The organism is Azonexus hydrophilus, from assembly GCF_038368255.1.
Classification (GTDB): domain Bacteria; phylum Pseudomonadota; class Gammaproteobacteria; order Burkholderiales; family Rhodocyclaceae; genus Azonexus; species Azonexus hydrophilus.
This window is the reverse complement of the sequence record NZ_CP151406.1, coordinates 3,331,083-3,350,245: the sequence shown is the minus strand read 5'-3', so window position 1 is coordinate 3,350,245 and position 19,163 is coordinate 3,331,083. Positions and strand designations below refer to the sequence as shown.

Below are 19,163 nucleotides of genomic sequence, written 5' to 3'. Positions count from 1 at the left end.
TGAGCCTTCATTGACCGGATACAACGCGTTTCATGGATGAAACACAGGCAGTTTTCGACCGGGTGGCCAGGTATTTCGGGCTGCTTTCCGATCCGACGCGCTTACGGATTCTTTCCAGCCTGTGCAATCAGGAGCGCACGGTGGGCGAGATCGTGGACATCATCGGCTTGTCCCAGCCGAACATCTCGCGTCACCTCGGCATCCTGTTCGAGGCTGAGGTGATCGACAAGCGGCGCGCCGGGACCAGCATTTTCTACCGCGTCATCGACCCGGATTTCATGGACATCTGCCGCACGGTCAGCATCCGCGTTGCCAGTTGCGATTTTCCCACCGGCCAGGAAAGCGGGGAAAGCGAGGCCTGAGGCCTGGTTCCCCTCGCAGGTTTTTCAGGCCAGACGTGCGCGGGCGCGGGTCACGGCGGCGCGCACTTGGTCCGGCGCGGTGCCGCCGATGTGGTTGCGCGAAGCCAGCGAACCTTCGACCGTCAGTACGGCGAAGACGTCGTTCTCGATCAGCGGCGAGAACTGCTGCAGTTCTTCCAGCGTCAGCTGCGGCAGGTCGACGCCCTTGAACTCGGCGGCCTTGACCGCCAGGCCGACGGCTTCGTGGGCATCGCGGAAGGGCAGGCCCTTCTTGGTCAGATAGTCGGCGAGGTCGGTGGCGGTGGCGAAGCCCTGGGTCAGCGCGGCCTTCATGTTGTCGGCGCGCACCGTGATGCCGCCGGCCATGTCGGCGAAGATACGCAGCGTGTCGGTGACCGTGTCGACGGCGTCGAACAGCGGCTCTTTATCTTCCTGGTTGTCCTTGTTGTAGGCCAGCGGCTGCGACTTCATCAGCGTCAGCAGGCTCATCAGCTGGCCGTACACGCGGCCGGTCTTGCCACGCGCCAGTTCCGGCACGTCCGGGTTCTTCTTCTGCGGCATGATCGACGAGCCAGTGCAGAAACGGTCGGCGATCTGGATGAAACCGACGCGCGGGCTCATCCACATGACCAGTTCTTCCGACAGGCGGCTGATGTGCATCATCAGCAGCGCGCAGGCCGAGGTGAATTCGATGGCGAAATCGCGATCCGAGACAGCGTCGAGCGAGTTTTCGCAGACACCTTCGAAACCGAGTTGTTCGGCGACGAATTCACGGTCGATCGGGTAGGTGGTGCCGGCCAGCGCAGCCGAGCCCAGCGGCAGGCGGGCAACGCGCTTGCGGCAGTCGGCGAAGCGCTCGCTGTCGCGGCCGAACATCTCGAAATAGGCCAGCATGTGGTGGCCGAAAGTCACCGGCTGGGCGACCTGCAGGTGGGTGAAGCCGGGCATCGGCGTCGCCGCTTCCTTCTCGGCGAGGTCGACCAGCGCGCCGCGGAAAGCCTTCAGCAGCAGCTGGATGTCGTCGATGGCGTCGCGCAGGTAGAGGCGGATGTCGGTGGCCACCTGGTCGTTGCGCGAGCGGCCGGTGTGCAGGCGCTTGCCGGCGTCGCCGACGAGGGCGGTGAGGCGCTTTTCAATATTGAGGTGCACGTCTTCGAGGTCGAGCGACCATTCGAACTTGCCCGATTCGATTTCTTCGGTGACGATGGCCATGCCGCGCTCGATGTCGGCCAGGTCGGCGGCGGCAATGATGCCCTGTTTGGCGAGCATGCGGGCGTGCGCCAGCGAACCGCGGATGTCCTGGCGCCACATGCGCTGGTCGAAATCGACCGAAGCGGTGTAGCGTTTGACGAGATCGGAGACTGGCTCGGAGAAGCGGCCGGCCCAGGTGTATTGATTGGCGTTGGAAGTCATGATTCGGGTCTGGATTGGGGCAGATCGACGGCGACTTTCAGGGAAATCGCCAGAAGGTGGCAAGTATACGGCAGTTTCAGTCAGGGGGTCGGCGTCCCCCGGGGCAGGACGCCCAGGCGTTTCAAGCACCACTCGCTGAACCACAGTGCGAAATAGATCGCGAACCAGGCAAAGATCGCGTCCGACAGATAGTGGCCGCCGACCGCAATGCGTGCCCAGCCGACGTAGCCCGCCGTCAGCAGGCTGCCTCCCAGCCAGGCCAGTCGCTGGCGCCTGCTGCCCAGCCAGCCGAAGGCCATGACGAAGGCGGCGGTGGCGACATGGCCGCTGACGAAGGAGCAGTTGCTGCTGCATTGCGTGCTTGGCACAAAAGCCGGCGTGAAGCTGGCCTGGCCGCCGAAGACATCCGTCTGCACCGGTCGTGCCCGTCCGAGTTGCCCCTTCAGTCCGACGTCCACCAGCAAGCCGGGGCCGAGCAGGGCGCCGACCAGCAGGAAGATGCTGGTCTGCCGGGCATTGGGGGCGATCCGGCGGAGCCATCTGCCAGCCAGCAGGGTCAGGATCACGCCGGCGATCAGGAGGCGGCCGAGGATGGTCGTCCAGTCGTAGGCGATTCCCGGCAAGCTCATTTCATTGGTGTACAGCCAGCGACCTTCCCCGGCATAGAAATGGGCGCTGGTGGCCAGGTCGATCTCCGGCCAGGCCAGGAAAACGACTGTCAGCAGTCCGGCGAGGAGCGTCAGCAGGCGAAATTCAATAACCCTGGAAGTCATGCAGCAGGTAGACCTGGAAATGTAGTTTCCGGCGGGGGCCGGTGTCGGCTTCGAGCGTGGCCAGATGACGGGTGGCGGCGAAGCGGCTGGCGATGTGTTCGGGCACCTTGTCCGGGACCAGGATCAGGGCGTCTCCCCGGGTGAAGCTGGCAGTCAGCTGATAGTGGTCGTTGCGTGTCCCCTGGGGGTTCCAGCTGGCGACGCGCAGGGGTTGGTCGCGCAGTTCGTACTGCAGATGGGCGAGCAGGGTACGCTCCTCGGCGAGCAAGGGCGTTCCCGGATGGGCTGCAGCGATCGGTCGCAGTTGCTGGCCCACCTTGTCCCAGCCGAGCGCCCGGCTGTAGGGCGTGGCAACCTGCGGGAAGAAGCTCGCGCTGAGCGTCGGCCAGTGGTACAGCGTGGCCGTAAGCAGCAGATTCAGGCTCAAGGCGATGAACAGCCAGCGCCGGTGGCCGCGCCCGAGCAGCCAGGCGACGGCGAGTATGCTGGCCGGAACGAAGGCCGGTGCGGCCCAGTTGGCGTTGGCGCTGCCGCCGGCTGCCTGCGCGGCGGCGACCAGCCATAGCGGCAGGGCAAAGCAGATCAGGATACCCCGCAAGCGGCGTTGATTGTCGCTGGCCGGCTGCGGTAACAGGGCGGGAGCAAAGGCGGTGCCGAGGAGGGGGCCGAAGGCCAGCCACTGGGCGCCGAGGAAGGTGAGCAAGGGCAGCAAGCCGCCGGCAGTCCTTTGCAGGGTGATGTCGGCCGTATGCCGCAGGGTGGGGAAGTCGTGGCCGGCGTTCCAGATCAGGTTGGGCAGCAGGAAAGCACAGGCCAGCATGGCTGCCAGCCAGGGGGCGGGCTGCAGAAGTCGCCGCCGCTCGACGATCAGCAGATGCAGCATGGCCGAACCCAGCCAGGCCAGCATCGTGTACTTGGTCAGCAGGCCCAGGCCGCAGACAATGCCGAGCAGCAGCCAATTGCCGGTGCCGCCCCGGGTCAGGGCACGGGTATAGAGCAGGATGGCGGCTGACCAGAGCAGCACCAGCGGCGCATCGGTGGATACGAACAGCCCCAGCCAGGCGTAGATGGGCAGGGTCAGGACGGCCAGGCCTGAGGCAATGGCGGTTTGTTCATCGTAGGCCTCGCGGGCGATCAGCAGGGCCACCCAGGCGGTCAGCGGATAGCAGGCCATGGCCAGCAGCTTGGTGCCGATGACACCGTCGCCGAACAGGGCGGTCGAGGCGGCAATCAGGACGGCAACGCCGGGGGGCTTGGAAAAATAGCCCCAGTCCAGCGCCTGAGCCCATCCCCAGTACTGGGCTTCGTCCACGTACAGGGTGATCCCCGACAGGTGGATCGCCCAGATTCGCCAGGCCAGCAGCAGTCCGCCGAGCAGCAGCGCGGACAGCCAGAGACGGTGGCCCATGCCGGGCTTATTGAGCGACAGGTGTGGCATGGATACGGATCAGGGCAACGCCACCTTCGGCGTACAGCGTGTCGTAGTCGCCTGCGGGGGGCAGTCGATCGGTTCGGGTCAGGGCAAGTTCACCGGGCTCGGCGTTACGTACCGGGGTCGGTCGGCCCAGATAGACGCTGAAGCTCGGCCAGTGGGTTTGCGACTGGATGACGGGTTCCTGATAGGTGCGGGCGAACACGCCGGCATTGCGGATCGGTCCCTGCAGGAGTTCGCCAAGCAGCGGTGCCAGCGCGGCGGAAAGAAACAGGCTGCTGCCCAGGGCGACCATGCCGGCCCGCTGCCAAGCGGCGACGGCGAGCTTCGGTGTGAGCAGGGCGAACAACAGCAGCAGGCCAGCAAACAGCCCGTAATGCCAGGTCAGCAATTCAGGCAGCCGGCTGAGCTGGGCTGCGTAAAAACCGTCGGTGACGCTGGTCTGGCCAAGGATGCTCGGCAGGGCGGCAAACAAGGCCAGCAGCAGCAGGCCGGGAAGGATCGCCCAGCGCGAGCTGACATCGGCGTGGCGGGCCGCCAGCAGCACGAAAAGCGGGGTGCAGCCATACAGGGCATAGTGTGGCAGCTTGGTGCCGGAGAGCGAGAAAAAGACGACGACGAAGCCACACCAGAGCCAGAGGAAGCGAGGCAAGGGTTGCCGGATGTCGTTGCGCAGCCGGCGCAATGCCTGCCACAACCAGGGGAGCCAGGGAAAGATCAGCAGGGGAACGATCAGCACGTAATAGAACAGGCTGCCGCTATGTCCCTCCAGCGTTGTCGAGAAGCGCTGGACGTTGTGCCGCATGAAGAAACCCTGGATGAATGCATCGCCATGGATGGCGTAGGCCGCGATGTACCAGGGCAAGGCAACGGCCAGGAAGATCAACCAGTTGGCCGGCGAGCGCAGCAGTCGCACGAGGGCATCGGTTTGCCGGCTGAACAGTGTCCACAGCAGCATGGTTGCGCCGGGAACCAGCAAGGCAATCGGGCCCTTGGTCAGGAAACCCAGCGCGACCCAGAGCGCGAGTCGACGGGCAGCCCAGGGCGATTTGCCTTCGATATGCCGCCACAGGTCGACCATCGCCAGTGCCAGCAGCAGGTTGAGCAGGGCGTCGGCGGTAGCGGCCCGGCCGATCAACTGGACGCCAAGGCAGGTCAGCACCACCAGGCTGGTCATGAGCGCGGCGTCGCGGCCAAAATGTTCACGCGCAAAGCGCGCCAGGACGATGCACCAGCCGACAGCAGCCAGGGCCGAGGGGAGGCGGAATCCCCATTCGTTGGCGCCGAGCAGACTGACGGAGAGCGCTTGCAGCCAGTAGATCAGGATCGGCTTGTCGAAACGTGCCGAGCCATTGAGCCAGGTGGACAGGTAATCGCCGCGAGCCAGCATTTCCTGGGTGGCGGCGGAAAAGGCGCCTTCGTCGACATCGAACAGCGGGCTGTTGCCGAGAAAGGGAAGCAGCGCCAGGAAGGGCAGGATGATGGGCAGGGCGTCGACCAGACGCTGCTTGCTGATCACCTATTTTCCTCCTGGGGGGCGTGCCATTGGGAGTGTTCCTGCTTGGTCGAGCGGCGCAGGGTGTAGGAGCGCCCGGCGTCGCTGGCGAAGTAGATGCGCGACAGCGTCTCCGCCAGCACACCGGTCAGGATGCACTGGGCGCCGACCAGCAGCGAGAAGAAGCCGACCAGCAACAGCGGGCGGGTACCGATGCTTTCGCCCAGCAGTTTCAGGATGAACAGGTAGGCGATGACCGCCGAGCCTGCGGTCGACAGCATCAGGCCGACGCCGCCGAAGAAGTGTCCGGGGCGGTCACGGAAGCGCATGTAGAAATAGACTGCCAGCAAGTCGAGGATGACGCGGAAGGTCCGGGAAATGCCGTACTTGGACTGGCCCAGCGTGCGCGGATGGTGACTGACCGGCATTTCGGCGATGCGCCGGGGCGAGGTGACCGTGCTCAGCCAGGCGGGAATGAAACGGTGCATTTCACCGAACAGGCGAATCCGTTTGACCACTTCAGCCCGGAATACCTTGAGGCTGCAGCCGTAGTCGTGCAGGCGGACGCCGGTAACCCGGCCGATCAGGCGGTTGGCGATACGCGACGGGATCTTGCGCAGCCACAAGCCGTCCTGACGTTTTTCCCGCCAGCCGGAGACCAGGTCGAGATCTTCGTTGAGCAGCTTGTCGACCATCTTCGGGATGTCGATCGGATCATTCTGCAAATCCCCGTCCAGCGTGACGATGATGTCGCCGGTAGCGGCATCGATGCCGGCCTGCATGGCCGCGGTCTGCTTGAAGTTTCGTGCCAGTTCGAGCAGGTGGACATGGTTGCCCCAGATGCCGGCGGCCTTGCGGATTTCATCGACTGTCCGGTCGCTGCTACCGTCGTCAACCAGGATCAGCTCCCAGGGATACTGATAGTTGCCCAGGCATTCGTGCATGCGGGCAACCAGTGGCGCCACGCAGTCCTCTTCGTTGTAGAGCGGGACGACAATGGAAAGGCTGTGTGAAGGCGTTGGGCGCATGTTCATGACGGTGACTCGGGGTGGGGTGAGGACGATTGCTTATGTCCGGGCAGGAATATCCAGGCCAAAGTCCCGGCCAGGATGGCCAGGGAGAGGGTCAGGCAGTGTAACGCGAAGGCTGACGCCAGTGCTTGTCGCCCCTGTCCTTCAGCCAGATTGACGAGGAAGGCAACGCCCGCTTCGTAGGTGCCGAAACCGGCTACGCCCTGAATCGGCAAGAGCGCGGAAAGCTCCCCGCCGAGCGCGCCGGCGGCGCCGCCGCTGAGGGCGAACCCGCCCAGTGCGGCGAGGACGATGCTCAGACCCAGCAGCTTGCTGCACCAGTTGGCGATGCACCAGCTCCAACTGACCGGGGAGGCATCGATGACCGGGCGGATTTTCTCCAGCAGTCGCGCCAGGCGCGGGTTGCCGGGGCGCCAGCTAGGCAGGTAGGCGTGACCAAGATAGATGGCGACGAGCATGCCGATGCCGGCCATTATTCGCAGGGGCATGGGAATGGCCGGCCAGAGGGCGATTGCCAGTGCGGCCAGAACCAATGCATCCTGGATGCGCAGCCAGAACAGTGTGGCAATCGCTTCCTGTACCGACAGGCCGTAACGTTTCAGCGCCGCCGGCAGGAACAACTCCCCGGCGCGGAAAGGAATGACGTTGATGCTCAGGTTGTGCAGCAGGACAAGGCGCATGTAACCGCTGATTCCGAGCGGGACGCGTGCTTGCAACTGGCTGAACAAGCGGCCGGCGCGGCACAGGTAGGACAGCGACTGGCTGACCAGCAAGGTCAGCAGCAGGCTTGCCGGCAGTGTCGTCAATTGCTTCAGGGCAACCCCGACCATGTCGCTGTGGGTCAGCCACCACAGCAGCAGCAGGGCAATTGCCAGCGACAGCAGATGGCGGATCAGCGCAGCCTTGACCATTCTTTGAGCCCCCATTGACCTGCGACGATTACGCCAAGGCATGCGCAGAAATACTGCACAGGTAACGCCAGGGGATAGCCGGTTGATATGAAAAACAGACTGATGGACGAACCGAGGATCAACAGTGCGATTGCCAGTCTGGCGTGGGCAGTGTCCAGCCAGCGAAGCCTGTTGGCGAAGGCGATGCCGACGGCAGCCGAGAACCAGCCGCCAGCGGCGCCAGCGATCGTGTCGATCGGCCAGTGTGCCCCAACGGCGATGCGCGACAGGCCAGTCAGGATGGCCAGGCTCAGGACTGCCACAGCTGCCAGCGGCGGCGGGCGGCGAGACATCAGGACAATGCCGGCAAAAAGAAAGGCGGTGGCAGTGTGTCCTGAAGGAAAGGAGTGGTTGAGCAACTGGGATCCGATGACGTGCAGTTGGTCCGCCGGCATGACGGCTGCCGGTCGGGGGCCGCCGATCAGATTTTTGAGAATGTTGCTGAAGGCGCCGGTGACGATACCGCCACAGACGCAGGCTAATATCCAGTCGGGCCGGTATTTCCAGGCCAGTACGACGAGTGCGAGCAGCACGCTGCCGTGGCCCAGCATCGTCAGCGAGGCCCAGACTGCGTCTGGCAGGGTTCGCGTGTATTGCTGGAATGCAGACATCATGGCCGGCATGTCGCTGCCATGAACAAGGGCCAGGAGCAACGTGGCGATGGCAAGTGGTAGGATGCGGACTAGCCAGAAATATGTCGCTGCAGTCGTGTCGTTTGCAAGGGCGGGAGTGGCTGGACGATTGGGCGGTAAGTCCGCGGACACGGGAAAGGCCTTGATTTAAATGGGGAAGCAGTCTAGGTTGAGGCGCCATCCTTGTCAAGGATGGCGCATGAGCGCTGGCACGCAGCCGTAAAATCCTGCCAGATTCAATTTTGCTGAGGCGTGATCAAACCTTGAAGCGTATCCGTCACTTTCCGGCGACTTACCCGCTGCCCGACTGGCGCAACTTCGGGGTCATGCTGCGCGTGCTGCTCGGGGTCAATGTGCTGGCGGCGCTTGGGGCGCTGGTTCAGGCGCCGGACCTGCTCTCCTGGGGCGAGCGATTCATGGATCTGGCGTCGATTGTCGAGCCCTTGCTGCTGCTTTGTCTCGGCATCTTGTCCTTGCTGCGCGACGTCCTGTGGCGCTTGCGCCTGCGTCACGGGCAGGCCTGCGTGCTCGCATTGACGGCGGTCATGGCGGGGGCGATGCACGCCTACGCGGCCTCATTGAATCTGGTTGACGGGGCGGTCAGCCGCAGCATCCTGCTGACCCTGGCGACGACGGGCTTGCTGCTCGCCTATTTCGAGCTTCGCTCGCGGGCCTTTTCGCCGGCCCAGGCAGAGGCGCGGCTGGCGGCGCTGAATGCCCGCATCCGGCCGCATTTTCTGTTCAATTCGCTGAACGCCGTGCTGTCGCTGATCCGGGCGCAGCCGCAGCAGGCCGAGGCGGCGCTGGAGTCGCTGTCCGACCTGTTCCGGGCGGCGATGCGCGATCCGGCGGAACTGGTCAGCCTGGCCGACGAAGTTGCGCTTGGCCGGCAGTATCTCGAGCTGGAGCAACTGCGTCTGGGCGAGCGTCTGTCGGCTGAATGGCAGGTCGACGAGACCCTCCTGGGGTTGCCGATCCCGCCGCTGATGCTGCAGCCCTTGCTGGAAAACGCGGTATATCACGGCATCGAGCCGTCGGCGACCGGCGGCGTGGTCAGTGTGCAGATTCGTCGGCGCGGCGACGAACTGCATGTCCGTATCGCCAATCCAACCGTTGCTCAGGCGACGCATGCTGCCGGCAACCACATGGCCCTGGCCAATATCCGCGAACGCCTTGCCTTGTATTACGATCTCGAAGCCCGCCTGGAAACCGAAGCCGGCGACAATTCCTACGAAGTCCGTATCGTCCTGCCATGCCAACGCAAACCCCGCTGAAAATCCTGCTGGTCGATGATGAACCGCCGGCGCGCGAGCGTCTGCGTACCCTGCTTGGCGACATTGCCGGGCAATGCCCGGTCGAGGTTGCCGGCGAAGCGGCCAACGGTGTTCAGGCTTTGGAATTCCTGCAGCAGGCGGCAGTTGACGTCGTGCTCAGCGACATCCGCATGCCGGGCATGGACGGCATCGAACTGGCCTCGCATCTCGGCCGGCTGGACAGGCCGCCGGCGGTGATCTTCACCACGGCATACGACAACTATGCGGTCCAGGCCTTCGACCTCAATGCCGTCGATTACCTGATGAAGCCGGTACGTGCCCAGCGGCTGCTGGCAGCGCTGCAGAAGGTAGCCGGCCAACGCCCGGACAGCGCCCTGTTTGCCGGCATCGGTCAGGTGGTGCGTGGTGGCGGCCGGACCCACCTGTCCTGCCACGAGCGCGGGCGCCTGCTGCTGGTTCCGGTGGCTGAAGTCCTCTACTTCAAGGCCGACCTGAAATACGTCACGGCGCGGACGGTTGAGCGCGAATACCTGCTCGACGAATCGTTGACCCACCTTGAGGAAGAGTTTCCCGAACGCTTCCTGCGCCTGCACCGCGCCGTGCTGGTCGCGCGCCCGGCGCTGGCAGGGTTCGAAAAGGCAGCCGGCGACGATGCCGAGGCTTATGGTTGGGCGTTGCTGCGCGGCGTTTCCGAAAAACTGCCGGTCAGCCGCCGGCAATGGGCGACTGCCCGTGCCGAACTGACGGCCTAGGCGGCCCGGACGACGCGGATTTCGGGCTGCAGGTGCGGCGCTGCGGTGCGCGGTGCCGCCCGTCGGGGAATGCCGTCTTCATCGAGCAGGCGTTCGACATGGAAAAAGACTTCGTGTCGCGAGAAGGGTTTCTTCATGAAGTCGTCGGCACCGATGCGGGTGCCGAAAAACTGCTCCATGGCCTGCTCGTTGCCGCTCATCATGATCACCGGCGTCTCACGGGTTTGCGGGTCGCGCCGGATGGCACGCAGGGCGGCAAATCCGTTCATGCCCGGCAGCATGATGTCGAGGAAGACCAGTTCCGGCTTCTGTTCGCGTAGGGCGACCAGGCCGGTTTCGGCGTCGAGGCATTCGATGGTTTCGTAGCCGGCCGAGCGCAGGAATTTGCGCAGCACGGCCAGGACCGTCTTGGAGTCGTCGATGATCAGTACGCGCGTGCCGTCGCGGGCGTTCAGTCGCGGCTGTAGCCGTCGTTCAGGCGCCGGGGCTGCCGTCAGTGGCTGACTGGCCGGCACCATCGCCGGACGGCCGAACAATGCCTTGAGCTGGTCGAGTATTCCCATCTGCTGTTCTCCGCTTGGTCACCTGAGTCTTCGGGCGTTCTTTCCGGCGACGATGTCGGCTGTCTCCGGGCGCGAGTCATGTTGTTCGCATTTGATCACGACAAGGGAATAATTTCCAGCAAATTTTCTTGTGGATATCCCTTAGCCCAGTGCCCGGGTAACCACCTCAAGCACGTCGCGCGACAAGCCCTGATGGTCGCGAACGCGCCTCAGCGCGGCCTGTGCATGCGCTTGCCGGCCGGCGTCGAATTTCTTCCAGCGGTCGAAGCAGCGCGCCAGCCGCGAGGCGACCTGCGGGTTGCGGTCGTGCAGCGCCAGAATCTGTTCTGCCATGAAAGCGTAGCCGCTGCCGTCGGCAGCGTTGAAGCGGACCAGGTTGGCGCCGAAGGCGCGGATCAGCGCGTAGATCTTGTTCGGGTTGCCGAGGTCGAAGGCCGGGTGGGCGGTCAGCGCCTTCACCGTGGCCAGGGTGTCCGGCCGGCGGCTGGTCGATTGCACCTGCAGCCACTTGTCGACGACCAGCGCTTCATCCTGCCAGCGGGCGTAGAACTCGGCCAGCGCGCTGTCGCGCTGGCGGCAGTCGGCGGCGTTGATGTTGGCCAGCGCCGCCAGCGCGGCGAACTGGTCGGTCATGTTGTCGGCTTCCCGGAACTGCTTGAACGCCAGTTCGCGCACCGCCTCGCCGTCGAACTCGACCAGGTAGGACAGGCACAGGTTGCGCAGCGCGCGGCGACCGGCATGTTCGCTGCTCGGTGTGTAGGCTTCGCTGACGGTCAGGCTGGCGTAGAGGCCGGCGAACTCGTTTTCGAGCTGTTCGGCGAGATGGCGGCTCAGGCTGTTGCGGGCGGCGTGCAGGGCGTCCGGATCGACCACGCTGATCAGTTCGGCCAGCGTCGTTTCGCCGGGCAGGGTGAGCGCTTCGGCGACGAAAGCGGCACCGCGTTCGGCATGGCTCTGCAGCAACTGGCGGGCGGCGTCGACGAAGCTCGCTGGCCACACCGGTGTGCGGCCGGCGGCGATTTCCGTGCTGGCGGCCAGGATCAGCCGGGTCGCCAGGCGCTGGCCGGCTTCCCAGGCGTTGAACGGGTCGCTCTCATGCGCCAGGAGTACGGTCAGTTGCTCTGGCGTATCGTCGAAATCGAGGTAGACCGGCGCCGAGAAATCGCGCAATAGCGACGGCACCGGCTCTTCGGCAACGTTCTCGAAGACGAAGGACTGGCTGCTCGCGCTCAGTTGCAGCAGGCGCTCGCTGCCCGGCAGCAAGCGGCCATCGGCAGCAAATAGCGCGACCCGGACCGGGATCAGGTAGGGCGCGTCGTCGCTGGCGCGCGGGTTGGACTGGCTCAGGGTCAGCGTGTAGCTGGCGCTGTCGGCATCCCAGAAACCGTCGGCGGCAATGCGCGGCGTGCCAGGCTGGCGGTACCAGCGCATGAATTGCGTGAAGTCGAAACCGCTGGCCGCCGCCATCGCCGCGACGAAATCCTCGCAGGTCACGGCCTGGCCGTCGTGGCGGCGAAAATACTCGTCCATGCCGGCGCGGAAGGCATCGCGGCCGATCAGCGTCTGGATCATGCGGATGACCTCGGCGCCCTTTTCATAGACGGTGGCGGTGTAAAAATTGTTGATCTCGACGAAGCTCTCGGGCCGGATCGGGTGCGCCATCGGGCCGGCGTCCTCGGGGAACTGCGCGGCGCGCAGGCCGCGCACCTCGCGGATGCGGGCAGTCTGGCGGTTGTGCAGGTCGGCGCCGAATTCCTGATCGCGGAATACCGTCAAACCTTCCTTCAACGAGAGCTGGAACCAGTCGCGGCAGGTGACGCGGTTGCCGGTCCAGTTGTGGAAATACTCGTGGGCGACGACCCGGTCGATGTTCTCGAAATCAACGTCGGTGGCGACATCCGGGCGAGCGAGCACATACTTCGTGTTGAAGATGTTGAGGCCCTTGTTCTCCATCGCGCCCATGTTGAAGTCGCCGACGGCGACGATCATGTAGTGGTCGAGGTCGCATTCGAGGCCGAAGCGTTCCTCGTCCCACTTCATGGATTTTTTCAGCGCCGCCATCGCGTGCGGGCACTGGTCGAGCTTGCCGGGTTCGACGTAGATGGCGAGTTGAACCTCGCGCCCGGAGGCGGTGCGGAAAGTGTCGCGCAGCACGTCGAGCTTGCCGGCGACCAGCGCGAACAGGTAGGCCGGTTTGCGGAAGGGGTCGGCCCAGGTCGCCCAGTGGCGACCATTGGCCTCGTCGCCGCTGGCGACCGGATTGCCGTTGGCGAGCAGCACCGGGAAGGTCGCGCGGTCGGCGTGCAGGGTCACGGTATAGGTGGACATCACGTCCGGCCGGTCCATGAACCAGGTGATGCGGCGGAAACCCTGCGCCTCGCACTGCGTGAAATAACCGTCCTTGGACCGGTACATGCCGGACAGGCGGGTGTTGTTGTCCGGCTGGATGCGCACCACGGTGCGCAGCGTGCAGGACGCCGGCAGATCGTTCAGGGTCAGCGAAGTGGCGCTGGCGAGGTAGGGGTGCTCACGACCATCGACCGATACCGCCAGCGTCTCCAGCTCCTCGCCGTCCAGGACCAGCGGCTGGTCGGCCACCGCCGGATTGCGGCGCAAGGTCTGCGTGGCGCTGACGACGGTGCCGTCGGCTTCGATCGAAACGTCGAGGTCGACCGTGTCGACCAGCCAGGCGGGCGGGGTGTAGTCCTTCAGGTAAATCGTTTGCGGGGTGTCGGTTTTCATTGTCTGGTCTGGTGCGCTGGGCAGGGGCGAAGCGGCCGATGATACGCCAGTGTCCGGGGTGCGACGATATGTCACATTCTCCAATGGGTGCCGGCTGGCTACCATCCGCCTCCTTCCGACAGCCAGTGGTAGTGGGCCGCAGGTCTGGTCGGTGATGTCTTTCCGGGGGAACGGATGCGGATTCATGAATCGATCGGGCGTGGTGCCCTGAAACCTTTGTCGCTGGCGTTCTTGCTGGCTTTTCCGCTGGTCTCGCTGGCGGCCGACAGCGTTCTCGATGAGATGACCGTGACCGACAGTGCACTCGGCGATCCACTCGATCTGGGGCGACAACACCAGACCGGCAGCCGCTTGGGCTTGAGCATTCGTGAAACGCCGGCTTCGGTGACGGTGGTGGACCGCGAAACCCTGGAGCGACGTGGCGTTGAGTCGACCAAGGAGGCGCTGAACAGCGTGCCGGGCATCACTTCTTCTTCGGCGCCGGGGTCGCCGGGGGCGGTGTTCTATCGTGGCTTTGGCGGCGCCAGCGTGACCCAGTTGTTCAACAGTATTACCGTGCAATACGACGCCATTGCCGGGCGGGCGGTCGATAGCTGGATCTATGACCGGGTCGAGGCCGTTGGCGGGGCTTCCGGTTTTCTGCATGGTGCCGGGGCGGTGGGCGGCACGATCAATTACGTGACTCGCCTGGCCAGTACCGAGGGTGATTTGACCGACCTGAAAGCCGCTTACGGCCGCTTCGACGCGCGTCAGTTGGCGGTCGGCGCTAATCGCCGGATCGGCGACAATCAGGCGCTGCGCCTCGACGTCAATCGCAGCGCCGTTAATGGCTGGAGCGATGGTAGCAAGCGCAACGCCGGTGAAGTCGCAGCGTCCTGGCTGGCCAGGCTGACGCCGGCCCTGACGCATACCCTGGCGCTGGAATACCAGAACGAGAAAGTGGATCCTCCCTACTGGGGGACGCCCATCCTCAAGCCGGTCGGCAGCCGTGTCAGCATCGACGAGGGAACGCGCTTCAAGAATTACAACTCGGCCGACGGCATCTACGAGCAGACCGTGCGTTGGGCGCGCTCGATCCTTGAATACAAGGCGGGCGAGCGGCTCAAGCTGCGCAACACGATCTACCATTACGACGCCTTGCGCGACTATCGCAATGTCGAAACCTATGCCTTCAATGCCACCAACACCGGCGTCATTCGCTCGAATGCGCTGCTGCAGCGCCACGACCAGACCCTGAGCGGCAACCGTTTCGAATTCACCTGGCAGGATAGCCTGGGTGGCCGACCGACGACCTGGGCGGGCGGTGTCGATTACAGCATCAACAAACAGACGCGTTTCCCGTTGTCGGTCGCCGGGCCGTTTGGCACGGTCGATCCCTATGACTTCACGACCGAGAATTTCTTCAGCCTGCCGGGCGTGACGCCGGGTTTCAATCCGGATCGCAGCAACCGGGTGAAGACGCTGGCTGCCTTCCTCGAGAACCGTACCTTGCTGACCCCGGCGCTCTCCTTGCTGACCGGGCTGCGGCATGACCGCATCGATCTGGAAGTGACCAACCACCGCACGGTGACGGCGACCAATCCGGCATTTTTCGCTCGTCGCTATACCCCGACCACCGGGCGCATTGCGCTCGCCTGGGATGTCACGCCGAATGCCAATGTCTATGTGCAGTACAGTACGGCCGCCGATCCGCCGTCCGGCATCCTGACCACCGCCACCTTCACCCAGGTGCGCGACTTCGATCTGACCACCGGCAAACAATGGGAAATTGGCAGCAAATTTTCCTTTGCCGACGGCCGGGGTAACGGCACAGTGGCGTACTACGACATCGTCCGGCGCAATATCGCAGTCAGCGATCCGAGCAATCCGGGAACGACAATTCCAGTCGGTCAGCAGTCGTCGCGCGGCATCGAAGTGGCGCTTGCTTACCGGATCGTTCCTGCCTTGCAGGTGGCCGGCAACCTGTCGCTGGTCGATGCGCAATATGATGAGTTCAACGAAACCGTTGGCGGTGTGGCTGTCTCGCGGGCCGGCAACCGGCCGAGCAATGTTCCTAAGCGGGTCGGCAATCTGTGGCTGACCTACCGCCCGCTGGCGAAGCTTGAACTGGGCAGCGATCTGCGTCATGTCTCAGCGCGTTATGCCGATTCGGCAAATACCCTGAGCGGCGAAGCCTATACCCTGCTCGGGGCCTACGCCAGTTACCAGTTCGACCGCCGGACGCGCATCGTCTTGCGCGGCAAGAATCTGACCGACAAGATTTATGCCGAAAGTTTCTCCGGGACCAACATGGTTTACTTGGGGCGTCCGCGCACGGTCGACCTGTCGATCATGACCAGTTTCTGAGCCGGGCATGAAGCGCTATCTCTACCTGGCGCATCGCTGGCTAGGCATCCTGTTGTGCGTGTTCATGGCGCTCTGGTTCCTGTCCGGCGTCGTCATGATGTACGTCGGTTATCCGAAACTGACGCCGCAGGAACACTGGCAACGTCTGCCGGTGCTTGACGGCGGCGCCTGCTGCCTGGCGGCGGGCGAGGCGCTGGCCGCTTTGCCGACAGGCAGCGTGGTGCGCACTTTGCGGCTGACCTCGATTGCCGGCACACCGGTCTACGTGGCGACCCTGGACAAGAACCGCTTCGCCGCCATCGATGGCCGTAGCGGTGCCTTGCGGCCACTCGCGGACGCGGCCTTGGCGGTGCAGTCGGCGCAGGCTTTCATGCCCGTCATGGCGACGTATGCGGGCTTGGTCGACGAAGACGCCTGGACTCATTCGCGAGTGCTGGACGGGCATCGTCCGCTGCACCGGGTGGACATGCAGGACGAAGCGCGGACCCGGCTGTATGTGTCCAGCGTCACCGGCGAAGTGGTCCGCGATGCAACGTTGACGGAACGCCGGTGGAACTGGATCGGCGCCTGGCTGCACTGGTTGTACCCGCTACGCGGCGGCTGGTTCGACGACTGGTGGAGCGGCATCGTCATCTATTCCTCGCTGGCTGCGACCGTGCTCGGGCTGACCGGCCTCTGGGCCGGCTGCCTGCGCTGGCGCCGTCGCCCCTACGCCAGCGGCAGTCACAGCCCTTACCGGGCGCCCTGGGCGCGTTGGCACCACTGGCTGGGTCTGGCGTTCGGCGGGCTGATCGTGACCTGGATCGCCAGTGGCCTGCTTTCGATGAATCCCTGGAAAATCTTCGATGCCGGTGGGCCGCGTCCGCCCATGCCGGTGGTGCAAGTGGCCGACAACGAAATGAGTCCCGCTGCCATGCTTGCTTGCCTGGAAGAAGCCGCCGGGTTTGCGGCCAGCGAACTGAGCTGGGTGCGGCTGGCCGACGAATCTTTCATTCTCGCCCGCGCTGCCGGGGGCAGTAGTCGCCTGTTGTCGCCCGGACGCTGCGCACCGTTTCGCGAGCATGAGCAGGCCAGTCTGCTGGCGGCGGGTGCCGCCATGCTGCCGCATGCCCGGGTGAGCGATGTCTTCGTCCAGCAGGCCTACGACTGGCACTATTATTCCCGGGCAGAGCACACCATGGGCGGACACCAGAACCGTCCCTTGCCGGTGCTGCGCCTGCAGTTCGACGATCCTGCGCAGACCTGGCTTTACCTCGATCCACGCAGCGGTGCCGTGGTGCAGCGCCTGAACAGTCATGGTCGGGTCAAGCGCTGGCTGTTTGCCCTGCTGCATAGCTGGGACTGGCAGCCTCTGCTGGCGCGTCGGCCGTTGTGGGACCTCTTGCTGATCGTCGGTAGTCTCGGGGGCTTTGCCGTCAGCGTCAGTGGCGTGGTGCTCGGTTGGCGACGCCTGTGTCGACGGTGACCTGGCCCGGGCTGCGACGATTTGTCGCAGTCGAGGCGTGCGTCGGGCGGGTGCCAGCGCCCGGCTTCTTGCGTATCATCCCGAGTCTTCAAAGATCCCCACCGCTTATCGTGAGTCGTCGGTCATCTCCTGTTGTTCCGCCACAGACCCGCGCCACCCGCTGGCTGGGGATTGCCTTCGTCCTGATCGCGCACGTCCTGGTCATCGGGTGGCTGATGGCGCAGCGCTTGTTGCCGATGCCCGACGAGGCGGTGACCCTGATGGTCAATTTCATCGCGCCGCCGGCTCTGCAGCAGGCGGCGCCCAAACCGGCGCCGAAGCCGCCTGAACCGAAGCCTTTACCCAAACAGCCGGCACAGCAACTGGTGGCGCAGGCGCCGGTGCTCAGTCCGGCCGAGCCGGTGGCGCCGCCGCTGCCCGAAGTGCCGGTGGTCGAGTCGGCGCCGGCAGCACCGGCGATGCCCTTGCCGGCCGGGCCGGTGGCCTTGGGCGGCGAGTTGTCGGTGGTCTGTCCCGAGCGGCGGTCACCGGCCTACCCGCCGATGTCGCGGCGTCTGGGCGAAACCGGCAAAGTGGTGTTGCGGGTGACCCTGAATGCCCAGGGGCGGGTGGCCAAGGCGACGGTCAATCAAAGCAGCGGTTTCAACCGCCTCGACGAGGCGGCGCTGGCGGCGGTGCGCGAATGGCGGTGCACGCCGGCGCAACGCAATGGTCAGGCGGTCGAGGCGACCGCTTTGCAACCTTTCAATTTCGTACTTGAAGGATAGGATTCATGGAGCAGTCGGTCGTCGTGGAAGGTCTGGGCTTCGCCCATTTTCTCGGGCATCTCGATGGCGTCGGGCGGGTCGTGCTCGGCCTGTTGCTGCTGATGTCGGTGGCCAGTTGGTACCTGATCGTCACCCGTTGGCTGGGTAATTTCCTGGCCCAGCGGCAGGCTGAGGCCTTTCTCAAGCGGTTCTGGCAGGGCGGTTCGCGCAGCGAACTGGCGGCGCGCCTGCACGCCGAAAAGATCGACAACGCCTTTGCCCGGCTGGCGCTCGACGCGGTCGATGCGGCCGAGGAAGCGGCGCGGGGTGAGGACAGCCTGAAGACGGCCGGCGGCCTGGCCGAGTACCTTACGCGCACGCTGAACAACGCCATCGACCAGGAAGCCGCTGCCGCCGAGCATGGCCTGACGGTGCTTGCTTCGGCCGGTTCGGCAGCGCCCTACATCGGCCTGTTCGGCACCGTCTGGGGCATCTATCACGCGCTGGTGCAGATCGGTCTGTCCGGCCAGGGTACGCTCGACAAGGTCGCCGGACCGGTCGGCGAAGCGCTGATCATGACCGCGCTCGGTCTGGCCGTGGCGATTCCGGCGGTGCTTGCCTACAACGCTTTCAGCCGGCGCAACAGACTGTGGCTGGCGCGTTTGGAAGGTTTTGCCCACGACCTCTACGTGCTGCTCACCGTCCGCAACGACGGGGCGGGCAGGGGCGCCTGATGGCCGGGGGCGATTTCCGCCGCTATCGCGGTCAGGCGCATGGCACGCCGAAAGCCGAGATGAACGTCGTTCCGCTGGTCGATGTGATGCTGGTGCTGCTGGTCATCTTCATCGTCACCGCGCCGCTGCTCACGCATGCGGTCAAGATCGACCTGCCCAAGGCGTCGAGTGCGGTCAATCTGACCAAGCCCGAGCACATCGAATTTGGCCTGCGCGAGAACGGCGAGATGTTCTGGAACGGCGAGCCGGTGACGCTGGCCGAGCTGCCGGCGCGCTGCGCCGCCGCCGCCGGCCAGGATGTGGCGCCGGAGCTGCATATCCGCGCCGACCGGCTGGTGCCCTACGAGCAGGTGGCGCAGGTGATGGCGATTGCCGCGCGTTCCGGGCTAAGCAAGATCGGTTTCGTCAGCGATCCGTCCCATTAGGGGAAATCCTCGCTTGTTCCCGCTGTCC

The 19,163-nt window shown here is 64.8% G+C and carries 17 protein-coding genes; 8 read left to right on the top strand and 9 right to left on the bottom strand.

Going from position 1 to position 19,163, the window contains the following annotated elements; genetic code table 11:
• Positions 1 to 32: 32 nt before the first annotated feature.
• A complete protein-coding gene (locus AADV58_RS16260; RefSeq protein ID WP_051295279.1) occupies positions 33 to 362 on the top strand; it encodes an ArsR/SmtB family transcription factor in 330 nt (109 codons plus the stop codon).
• A 24-nt stretch (positions 363 to 386) separates the two neighbouring features.
• Here the strand turns inward: AADV58_RS16260 and argH are convergent, their stop codons facing one another.
• The 7 genes from argH to AADV58_RS16225 all read right to left on the bottom strand — a co-directional run bounded on the left by argH (position 387) and on the right by AADV58_RS16225 (position 8,079).
• Positions 387 to 1,775 carry an argininosuccinate lyase gene (gene argH, locus AADV58_RS16255; RefSeq protein WP_341743705.1) on the bottom strand — a complete coding sequence of 463 codons (1,389 nt, stop codon included), beginning with the start codon at positions 1,773 to 1,775 and terminating at the stop codon, positions 387 to 389.
• An 80-nt stretch (positions 1,776 to 1,855) separates the two neighbouring features.
• On the bottom strand, positions 1,856 to 2,548 hold the full coding sequence (locus AADV58_RS16250) for a phosphatase PAP2 family protein (protein ID WP_051295280.1): 693 nt from the start codon (positions 2,546 to 2,548) through the stop codon (positions 1,856 to 1,858).
• Complete coding sequence (locus tag AADV58_RS16245; protein ID WP_028994244.1) at positions 2,529 to 3,956, bottom strand: glycosyltransferase family 39 protein; 1,428 nt, start codon at positions 3,954 to 3,956, stop codon at positions 2,529 to 2,531. The genes AADV58_RS16250 and AADV58_RS16245 overlap by 20 nt, the downstream gene beginning before the upstream one ends.
• Before the next feature lie 7 nt (positions 3,957 to 3,963).
• Positions 3,964 to 5,499, bottom strand: a complete 1,536-nt coding sequence (locus tag AADV58_RS16240; protein ID WP_051295281.1) for an ArnT family glycosyltransferase — start codon at positions 5,497 to 5,499, stop codon at positions 3,964 to 3,966.
• The gene (locus AADV58_RS16235) at positions 5,496 to 6,509 is read right to left on the bottom strand and encodes a glycosyltransferase family 2 protein (protein ID WP_043420874.1); all 1,014 of its coding nucleotides are present in this window, start codon (positions 6,507 to 6,509) and stop codon (positions 5,496 to 5,498) included. Before AADV58_RS16235 ends, AADV58_RS16240 begins: the two co-directional genes overlap by 4 nt.
• On the bottom strand, positions 6,506 to 7,432 hold the full coding sequence (locus tag AADV58_RS16230; RefSeq protein ID WP_157272443.1) for a lysylphosphatidylglycerol synthase domain-containing protein: 927 nt from the start codon (positions 7,430 to 7,432) through the stop codon (positions 6,506 to 6,508). Before AADV58_RS16230 ends, AADV58_RS16235 begins: the two co-directional genes overlap by 4 nt.
• Positions 7,399 to 8,079 (bottom strand): phosphatase PAP2 family protein, encoded by a 681-nt coding sequence (locus AADV58_RS16225; RefSeq protein WP_157272444.1) that lies wholly within the window; start codon positions 8,077 to 8,079, stop codon positions 7,399 to 7,401. The genes AADV58_RS16230 and AADV58_RS16225 overlap by 34 nt, the downstream gene beginning before the upstream one ends.
• 272 nt (positions 8,080 to 8,351) lie before the next feature.
• Between AADV58_RS16225 and AADV58_RS16220 the strand changes: the two genes are divergently transcribed.
• Positions 8,352 to 9,362: a sensor histidine kinase gene (locus tag AADV58_RS16220; protein WP_245580503.1), complete on the top strand. Its 1,011-nt coding sequence runs from the start codon at positions 8,352 to 8,354 to the stop codon at positions 9,360 to 9,362.
• Entirely contained in the window at positions 9,341 to 10,114 is a 774-nt protein-coding gene (locus AADV58_RS16215; RefSeq protein ID WP_028994247.1) for a LytR/AlgR family response regulator transcription factor, read from the top strand. The genes AADV58_RS16220 and AADV58_RS16215 overlap by 22 nt, the downstream gene beginning before the upstream one ends.
• Here the strand turns inward: AADV58_RS16215 and AADV58_RS16210 are convergent.
• Both AADV58_RS16210 and pepN read right to left on the bottom strand, forming a co-directional pair.
• A complete protein-coding gene (locus AADV58_RS16210; protein ID WP_081700100.1) occupies positions 10,111 to 10,677 on the bottom strand; it encodes a response regulator in 567 nt (188 codons plus the stop codon). The two genes, AADV58_RS16215 and AADV58_RS16210, sit on opposite strands and share 4 nt — an antisense overlap.
• Positions 10,678 to 10,818: 141 nt before the next feature.
• Positions 10,819 to 13,419 carry an aminopeptidase N gene (gene pepN / locus AADV58_RS16205; protein WP_028994248.1) on the bottom strand — a complete coding sequence of 867 codons (2,601 nt, stop codon included), beginning with the start codon at positions 13,417 to 13,419 and terminating at the stop codon, positions 10,819 to 10,821.
• A gap of 174 nt (positions 13,420 to 13,593) precedes the next feature.
• On the opposite strand from pepN, the gene AADV58_RS16200 reads away from it, so the two are divergent.
• From AADV58_RS16200 to AADV58_RS16180, 5 genes are all read left to right on the top strand, one after another.
• Positions 13,594 to 15,765, top strand: a complete 2,172-nt coding sequence (locus AADV58_RS16200; protein ID WP_341743704.1) for a TonB-dependent receptor — start codon at positions 13,594 to 13,596, stop codon at positions 15,763 to 15,765.
• Between the two features lie 7 nt (positions 15,766 to 15,772).
• Positions 15,773 to 17,230 (top strand): PepSY domain-containing protein, encoded by a 1,458-nt coding sequence (locus tag AADV58_RS16195; protein ID WP_028994250.1) that lies wholly within the window; start codon positions 15,773 to 15,775, stop codon positions 17,228 to 17,230.
• Between the two features lie 110 nt (positions 17,231 to 17,340).
• Entirely contained in the window at positions 17,341 to 17,997 is a 657-nt protein-coding gene (locus AADV58_RS16190; RefSeq protein WP_051295284.1) for an energy transducer TonB, read from the top strand.
• Between the two features lie 5 nt (positions 17,998 to 18,002).
• Positions 18,003 to 18,710, top strand: coding sequence for a MotA/TolQ/ExbB proton channel family protein (locus tag AADV58_RS16185; RefSeq protein ID WP_043420876.1), 708 nt, complete (start codon positions 18,003 to 18,005; stop codon positions 18,708 to 18,710).
• On the top strand, positions 18,710 to 19,135 hold the full coding sequence (locus AADV58_RS16180) for an ExbD/TolR family protein (protein ID WP_028994252.1): 426 nt from the start codon (positions 18,710 to 18,712) through the stop codon (positions 19,133 to 19,135). Before AADV58_RS16185 ends, AADV58_RS16180 begins: the two co-directional genes overlap by 1 nt.
• Positions 19,136 to 19,163 lie beyond the last annotated feature (28 nt).